This is a genomic window from Metabacillus niabensis (genome assembly GCF_902829255.1).
Classification (GTDB): domain Bacteria; phylum Bacillota; class Bacilli; order Bacillales; family Bacillaceae; genus Metabacillus; species Metabacillus niabensis.
This window is the reverse complement of sequence record NZ_CADEPK010000102.1, coordinates 1-9565: the sequence shown is the minus strand read 5'-3', so window position 1 is coordinate 9565 and position 9565 is coordinate 1. Positions and strand designations below refer to the sequence as shown.

Here is a 9565-nt window from a genome sequence, read left to right as displayed (position 1 = left end):
TTTTAATGTTAATAATCAATAGCTTATCTTCAGCAATTCTTCCAGTTGCAAGCGCAGTTACAACAACTGAATCTGTAGCTGAAAACTTGTATTTTACTGAAAAGGATCAAAATGAAAAAATACAAGAATTAAAAGTAGAACAAGATTTTTCAATAGACTTACTATTACAGGATGGGCAGGACTCTAATGCAGAGATTCAGCTGCCTGAAGGGATAGCCCTTACTGATGAAAGTCTTGCTCAAGAAGGGCTAACTTATGAAGAAAACACCCGTACAGTAAAAGTCGATTGGACAAAATTCACGGCTTTAGAACAAAAGAAACGGGTTTCATTATCTTTTACAAGTAGTCTTACAGAGAATGCAAGTTTACAGGCGAAAACTGTGCGTGACGGTCAAATTTATAACTCACAGCCTTTGAATATTATTCCTGTTTCGTCTGAACCAGCATCAACAGCTGATGATAGTACCGGAGATACAGAAAGTGCTAAAACGACTTCTGCTTCTTCCGAAAATGCTACTTTGCAAGCAGCTGCAGCTGTCCTTGATTTTAACGAAACGGATTCATATTCTGTTTCATTGGATGGAAAGACACTTTATCAAATTGACGGATCTAATCCAACATCAATAAAGGCCAGTGTTCAAATAAGTGGTGATGCTTCAGCAAGCGCAAATGCAATAGCATTAGATAAAAATAAAGGTTTTATTTATGTAATTGACCAAAGCAATAAAAACCTATACAAAGTAGCACCTGATGGAACATCTTCACTAGTTACAACATTATCGGGTAATAATATTGATAATGCGACAATTTCAGGTGATACCTATTACTACATTACTTTAATTAACGGTGTTGCAAACTTAGGTTCATATAATCTGACAACAGGGGAAAATCAACTTAGGGAAATTTCAAATAGTGCAGGTCAGTCAATAAGTGGCGGCGATATTATTGTCGATGCAGACGGATTAATATGGTATGCATCGGGGGATAAAATTGCTCAAATAGATCCTGACACGTCCACATTACTTCGTGTAATACCTATAGAATTATCAGATGGTATAGCTATCGCTCCATATGTAAGAGGGCTTAGTTTCTTACCAGATGGACAAATGTTAATATCTGCAGGTAATGATACTGTGACATTATTTACACTTAATCCAGAAACTTTAAGTACGAAATTTATTGGATCCATTCAGGGGGTCGAGTATTTTTCTGCTGACCTTGCATCAGGAGCTGAGCCAGTTTTCACTCCTAATCCACCAGTTCTGGAATCCAATAAAGCAGTAAGTATTCAAACAAAAGCAGATGGAAATACAAATGCGGAAAATCCAGAAGTAGGTGACACACTACTCTACACAATCAAAACACGAAACACTGTCGAAAATAGTTTAGTCCAAAATTTAACGATTAGCGATACGATCCCTGCAGGACTGACTTATGTATCAGGCTCGTTAACTGTAGACGGACAAGCTGTGACAGATGCAGAAGGTGACGATAAAGGGCATACCGCAAATGGAGACGTAGTTGGACAGTTTGGTGATGTGACAGACAATGAATGGCATACATTGACTTTCCAAGTAACCGTTAACGATGATCAAGCTGGTCAGACGATTCCAAATACTGCAGTGGTTAAAGGAGACAATATTACCACTCCTAGCGAACCGAATGCTGAAGTAACGATTAGTCCAAAGGAAGAGATCGATGCATGTGCTAGACCAGTTGCATTGATTAATGGTGATTTTGAAAAGCCGGAGGGACCGGGTACCTATGATAACTCGGTTGCAGGTGGTGGCTATTACTATGCAGATACTGTTCCAGGGTGGAAAACGACTGATGTCGCCCGTACACCAAGAGGTATTATTCAAATAATGGACCCTGCCAGACCGAGTACTATACCATCAAATACTCCGAATAAGGACAATCTTACGAGTAGATATGGAGAATTAAATGCTGATACAAATAGTATGTTATATCAAGAATTACCAACCGTACCAGGGCAGACTATCTATTGGCGTTTAAATCATAGAGGTTGGAATGGTATTGATACAATGAGTGTTAATATTGGACCAATTACGGCCGACCCATTCAATACCACGCCAGAAATAAAGAGAATTTCCACTGGGACTACATGGGAAACTTATACAGGAACTTATACTGTTCCAGCAGGACAAACAATGACGCGTTTTGGATTTAAAGCAATTAGTACATCTACTGGAGCTTTGGCTTTCGGTAATTACCTTGATGACGTCTTCCTAGGAACAGAACCATGTGTCGTTGCTGAAAAAGCAGTTTCACCAGAGGGTGATGTTTTTGCTGGTGACGAATTAACGTATGAAGTAAACGTGAAAAACACTGGCGGAGACATCGCAGGGAATACAGTATTCGAAGATGCAATTCCTGAAGGTACTGAATATGTACCGGGCTCGTTAAAAATTACAAACGGATCAGGAACAGTTGACTTAACAGACGAAAATGACGATGATGCTGGTCAATTCGATGGAGAAAAAGTCATCGTAAAACTAGGTGAGCTACCAAATACAACGAATTTACCTGACGGAATGACCGTTCAGTTTAAAGTTAAGACACTTGCAACCGATGCAAATAAAGTTGTTACGAACAAGGCGCTCATCAATTATGACAATCTATTAATAAATGAAAGCCAATCAACAGAAACAAATGAAGTAACAACTACGGTTTTACCAAAACCAGTAATTGATGCATGTGCTAAACCAGTAGCATTGATTAATGGTAGCTTTGAAGAGGGTGCAGCAAGAGGTTCCTATAATCCTTCTTGGGGAATCTATTTCTATGAATCTGAGGTTCCTGGCTGGAAGACAACGGATGATGCCCAAGGTGTAAAACTCATCGAAATATGGAATTATAAGGAAGGCCTTCCTGCAGGTGCAAAGAACTTTGCAGCACCAGTTGACGGTGATAGATGGGCGGAATTAAACGCTTATGAAAATGGAATGCTTTATCAAGATGTAGAGACGACTCCTGGCCAAACACTTTATTGGCGATTGTCTCATATGGGACGCCATGGGGTTGACACGATGCAGGTTCGTATCGGACAGGCAACAAATAATCCGTATGATACTGTGCCACAAACCCAAATGTCCACTGGAAATACTGCATGGAAAACTTATACAGGAACTTATACTGTTCCAGCAGGACAAACGACAACTCGATTTGGTTTTGAAGCTTTAAGCACAGCTAGTGGAAGTATAGGTGCTGGTAACTTCTTAGATGGTATCTTCCTAGGAACAGAACCATGTGTCGTTGCTGAAAAAACAGTTTCACCAGAGGGAGAAGTAAACGCTGGTGACGAGCTAACATATGAAGTCAACGTGAAAAACAACGGTGGGGACATTGCTGCAGATGCATTATTTGAAGATGCGATTCCTGAAGGAACAGAATATGTTCCAGGCTCATTAAAAATTACAAATGGCACAGGAACAATCGATTTAACTGATGCAGATGACAGCGATGCAGGTCATTTTGATGGACAAAAAGTCATCGTAAAATTAGGTGACTTACCAAACGCAACTGATTTACCAAACGGAATGACCGTCCAGTTTAAAGTAAAAACATTAGTGAGTGATACAATTACTCAAGTCAAAAATAAAGCGCAAATCAACTATAAGAATTTGTTAACGAATGAAGATGAAGTAGTCGACTCAAATGAAACGACAACTCCTCTTACTTATCAGAAGCCTGTTCTTGATTCCAAAAAATCAGCGACGATTAAACAAAAAGCTGATGGAAACACAGATACAGAACATCCTGAAGTAGGAGACACACTTACTTACACGATTCAGACACAAAACACAATCTCAAATAGTCTTGTGAAAAACATGACAATTAAAGATCAATTGCCAGAAGGACTTGAATATGTCCCAGGTACCTTGAAAGTCGACGGTAAGCCTGCAACGGATGACGAAAATGATGATAACGGTCATTACGTTGATGGCACATTCACAGGACAATTTGGCGACATCCTAGATACAGATGTGCATAAAATCGAATTTGAGGTGAAGGTGCTATCTGGTCAAGCAGGTAAGGATATCGAGAATATCGCAACCGTATCAGGTGACAACCTTGATGTACCAAGCAGACCAGAAAATGAAGTAAAAGTATATCCACGTCTTCCAGTTTTAGAGTCAGATAAAACGGCGACGAATTTGGAAGCAGGCAAGGAAGTATTTGAAGTCGGCGACACAGTCGTTTATACGATTAAAACGCGTAATACAGTGTCAGATGGCGTAGTTGAAGACCTGAAAATTTCTGATACAATCCCAGCAGGACTCACATATGTAGCTGGAAGCTTGAAAATCGATGGTCAGTCTGCGACAGATGCCGATGATACTGACAATGGTTATGTTGTCAATAATGCAGTTCAAGGAACATTTGGAGATGTAACAGATACAGAATGGCATACTGTGGAATTCCAAGCTAAAATAAATTCGGGTCAATCGGAACAAGCAATTAAAAATATTGCCACGGTTGAAGGTGGAAATATCACTACCCCGGATAAACCGGAAGAAACAGTTAACGTAACACCGAAAAAGCCAAATCTTGTTTCTGAAAAGTCGTATACAATTCAGGAAAAAGCAGCAGAAAATACAGATGCAGAGCACCCTGAAGTAGGAGATACACTTCTTTACACAATCAAGACACAAAATACGATCGAAGATAGTCTTGTAGAAAATATGGTGATTTCAGATAAATTACCAGCAGGACTTGAATATGTCTCAGGTAGCTTGAAAGTCGATGGAGTAGCTGTATCAGATGCCGAAGATAATGATAATGGTCATTATGTAGATGGTATATTCACTGGACAAGTCGGCGATGTAAGAGATACTACGGAGCATAAAATTGAATTCCTTGTTAAGGTACAATCTGGTCAAGCAGGTAAGGATATCAAGAATATCGCAACCATATCAGGTGACAATCTCGAGACACCAGATAAACCAGAAACAGAAGTAAAAGTATACCCACGTCTTCCAGATTTAGAGTCGGTAAAAGAGGCGAAGAATGTAGAAGAAGGCAAGAACACCTTTGAAGTCGGCGACACAATCGAGTATACAATTCAAACTCGTAATACCGTTTCTGAAGGTGTTGTAGAAAATCTTGTGATTTCAGATACAATTCCAGCAGGATTGGAATATGTTCCTGGCACATTAAAAGTCGATGGAACAGTTGTAACAGATAGTCAAGATGGAGATAACGGACATTCTGTTGATGGCAAAATAGCTGGACAGTTTGGAGATGTTACTGACACAGAATGGCATACTGTTACGTTCCATGCGAAAGTGATGCAAGGACAAGCTGGTGAAGTCATTCAAAATAAAGCGACAGTTGACGGTGACAATATTGATACACCAGATGAGCCAACGAAAGAAGTTGACGTCAATACATCTGATATCAACTTGTCGAAAGTAGCGGATAAACAATTCGTTCATGTCGGAGACATTGTTACGTACACAATTGAAGCGACAAATGCAGAAACTGGCGCAACATGGAATGGTACGATCACAGATACATTACCAGCAAATGTAGAGCTTGTTTCAGGTTCAACTGAGTTGAACGGAGCAGCATTAGCTGATGGAGATGTATGGAACGAAGGTCAATTAACAGTGAACCCAGTGACTGTAAAAGCTGGCGAAACAGCAACAATTACCTTCCAGGTAAAAGTGCTCGAAAATGCGTTAAACACGACTATTGAAAATATCGCAACTGGACATGATCCAGATCAGCCAATGGTTCCTGAGGAGACAACACCTACTAAAACAGAAGTTGTTCCAAGTGCAGGTGAACTAAAGAGCTCTAAAGCTGTATTTAATAGTAATGGCGATGCGATTGATGGCCAAAAAGTTAAAGTTGGCGATGAGCTGACATATAAGATTACAGCTGAAAACATCAAAGCTTCGACAACAATTGTCAACAATGTAAAAGTAGTTGATGACATTCCTGAAGGCTTAAGCTACGTACCAGGCACGTTAACTGTGAATGGTGAAGCAAAAGACGACAGCGCAGTGAATGGACAAGTGGTAACAGTCGATGATATCGGCAGCCTAAAAGGCGGCGAAAAAGTAGAAGTAGCCTTTACTGTAACAGTAACAGAAGAAGCTAAAGGTGAAATTACGAACATCGCAACGGTTGAAGGATCAGTACCAGGTGAAAACCCAGGAGATCCGGACCAACCAAATGAACCAGAAAAACCAGGAACAGATGTTAAAGTACCAGCAGATATCGATTTGTCAAAAGTCGCTGATAAGAAAACAGTCCATGTCGGAGACATTGTCACGTATACAATCGAAGCGAAAAATGCTGAAACTGGTGGCATATGGAATGGTACAATCGAGGATTCGTTACCAGCAAATGTAGAACTTGTTTCAGGTTCAACGACGTTGAACGGAGCAGCATTAGCTGATGAAGATGTATGGAGCGAAGGTCAATTAACGGTAAGCCCAGTCACTTTACAAGCTGGTGAAACTGCAATAATCACTTTCCAGGTAAAAGTACTCGAAAGTGCGTTAAACACGACCGTTGAAAACATCGCAACAGCGTTTGACCCAGACCAACCATTAGATCCAGATGAACCAGGAAAAGATCCAGAAAATCCTATCACCACTCCACCAACTGGAACAGATGTTGTTTCAAGTGCAGGAGAATTACGCAGTGCGAAAGCAGTGTTTAACAGTGATGGTGAAGCAATTGATGGACAAAAAGTAAAAGTTGGCGATCAGCTAACATATAAAATTACTACTGAAAACATCAAAGATGCAACAACAATTGTCAACAACGTTAAAGTAGTCGATGACATTCCAGCAGGTCTAAGCTATGTACCAGGCACGTTAACTGTGAATGGTGAAGCAAAAGACGACAGCGCAGTGAATGGACAAGTGGTAACAGTCGCTGATATCGGCAGCCTAAAAGGCGGCGAAAAAGTAGAAGTAGCCTTTACTGTAAAAGTAACAGAAGACGCTAAGGGTGAAATTACGAACATCGCAACGGTTGAAGGAACAGTTCCAGGTGAAAACCCAGGAGATCCAGACCAACCAAATGAACCACAAAAACCAGGAACAGATGTGAAAGTACCAGCTGATATTACATTGTCAAAAGTCGCTGATAAGAAAACAGTGCATGTCGGAGACATTGTTACGTATACAATTGAAGCGAAAAATGCGGAAACTGGTGGCGTATGGAATGGTACAATCGAGGATCCATTACCAGCAAATGTGGAGCTTGTTTCAGGTTCAACGACGTTGAACGGGAAAGCATTAGCTGATGAAGACGTATGGAGCGAAGGTCAATTAACGGTGAGTCCAGTAACTGTAAAAGCTGGTGAAACAGCGACAGTAACCTTCCAGGTGAAAGTACTTGAAGGTGCACTAAACTCAACGGTTGAAAACATCGCAACAGCGTTTGATCCAGACCAACCATTAGATCCAGATGAACCAGGAAAAGATCCAGAAAATCCAATCACCACTACCCCAACTGAAACAGAAGTTGTTTCAAGTGCAGGAGAATTAAGCAGTGCAAAAGCAGTGTTTAATAGTGAAGGTAAAGCAATTGATGGCCAAAAAGTAAAAGTTGGCGATGAGCTAACATATAAAATTACAGCAGAAAACATCAAAGCTGCGACAACAATTGTCAACAATGTTAAAGTAGTCGATGACATTCCAGCAGGTCTAAGCTATGTACCAGGTACATTAACAGTGAATGGTGAAGCGAAGGACGACAGCGCAGTGAATGGCCAAGTGGTAACAGTTGATGATATCGGCAGCCTAAAAGGCGGCGAAAAAGTAGAAGTAGCCTTTACTGTAAAAGTAACAGCAGAAGCTAAAGGTGAAATTACGAACATCGCAACGGTTGAAGGAACAGTTCCAGGTGAAAACCCAGGAGATCCAGACCAACCAAATGAACCAGAAAATCCAGGAACAGATGTCAAAGTACCTGCAGATATCACACTTACAAAAGTGGCAGATAAGAAAACTGTCCGTGTTGGAGAGATTGTTACGTATACAATTGAAGCGAAAAATAGTGAGACTGGTGGCGTATGGAATGGGACAATCCAGGATCAACTCGCCGATCAAGTCGAGCTAGTCGCAAATACGACCAAATTAAATGGTAAGGCATTAACAGACGGAGACGTATGGAGTGAAGGTCAATTAACGGTAACCCCTGTTACTTTACAAGCTGGTGAAACAGCGACAATCACCTTCCAGGTGAAAGTGTTAGAAAGTGCAGTAAGTACAACCGTTGAAAACATCGCAACAGCGTATGACCCAGACCAACCATTAGATCCAGATGAGCCAGGAAAAGATCCGTCGAATCCTATCACAACTCCACCAGCTGAAACAGAGGTTGTTCCAGGTGCAGGAGAGTTAAGCAGTGCGAAAGCAGTGTTTAATCGTGAAGGTGAAGCAATTGAAGGTCAAAAAGTAAAAGTTGGCGATCAGCTGACATATAAGATTACAGCTGAAAACATCAAAGCTGCGACAACAATCATCAACAATGTCAAAGTAGTCGATAACATTCCAGAAGGCTTAAGCTATGTACCAGGCACATTAACAGTGAATGGTGAAGCAAAAGACGACAGCGCAGTGAATAGACAAGTGGTAACAGTCGCTGACATCGGCAGCCTAAAAGGTGGCGAAAAGGTAGAAGTAGCCTTTACCGTAACGGTAACAAAAGACGCTACAGGTGATATTACGAATATCGCAACGGTTGAAGGAACAGTCCCAGGTGAAAATCCAGGAGGTTTTGATCGACCAAGTGAACCGAAAAATTCGGGTACAAAAACAAAATTACCTGCAGACATTACGTTATCGAAGGTAGTCGATAAGGAAACTGTCCGTGTTGGAGACATTGTGACATATACGATTGAAGCGAAAAACGGTGAAACGGGCGGAAAATGGAATGGAACAATCCAGGATCAACTCGTTAAGCAAGTTGAGCTTGTCGCAAATACGACCAAATTAAATGGAAAAGCATTAACAGATGGTGACGTCTGGAGCGAAGGTCAATTAACGGTTAGCCCTGTTACTTTACGAGCTGGTGAAACAGCAACAATTACCTTCCAGGTGAAGGTGCTCGAAAGTGCAGCAAATACAACCGTTGAAAACATCGCAATCGCATATGACCCAGACCAACCATTAGAGCCAAATGAACCAGGAAAGGATCCAGAAAATCCAATTAAGACAACACCAACAAAAACAAAAGTAGTACCAGTTGATGGTGATGTCCCTCCTCCAAACGACGGAGATAATAACAATGATGGTACAGACCCTGTAAAGCCAGACAATGAACCAGCAAGAGATCCACAAAAGCTGCCACAAACAGGTGAAAACCAATCAAATTACATGATGATTGGATTACTCATGATCGGAACTGCGTTAATTGGACTGTTAGTGAGAAGAAGATTTGTAGCAAAATAATCTAATAAGTTATGAAACTAGCACCTAAAGATAAATTTATAGTTACAATTTATTTTTAGGTGCTTTTTCGAAATTTGGATTTAATAGTGTGATGCTTTGTTTAATGAATCGAGTATTTAAAAGAG

The 9565-nt window shown here is 40.7% G+C and carries 1 protein-coding gene; it reads left to right on the top strand.

Going from position 1 to position 9565, the window contains the following annotated elements; genetic code table 11:
* Positions 1-86: 86 nt before the first annotated feature.
* Positions 87-9440, top strand: a complete 9354-nt coding sequence (locus tag HU235_RS09930) for an isopeptide-forming domain-containing fimbrial protein (RefSeq protein ID WP_217451429.1) — start codon at positions 87-89, stop codon at positions 9438-9440.
* Positions 9441-9565 lie beyond the last annotated feature (125 nt).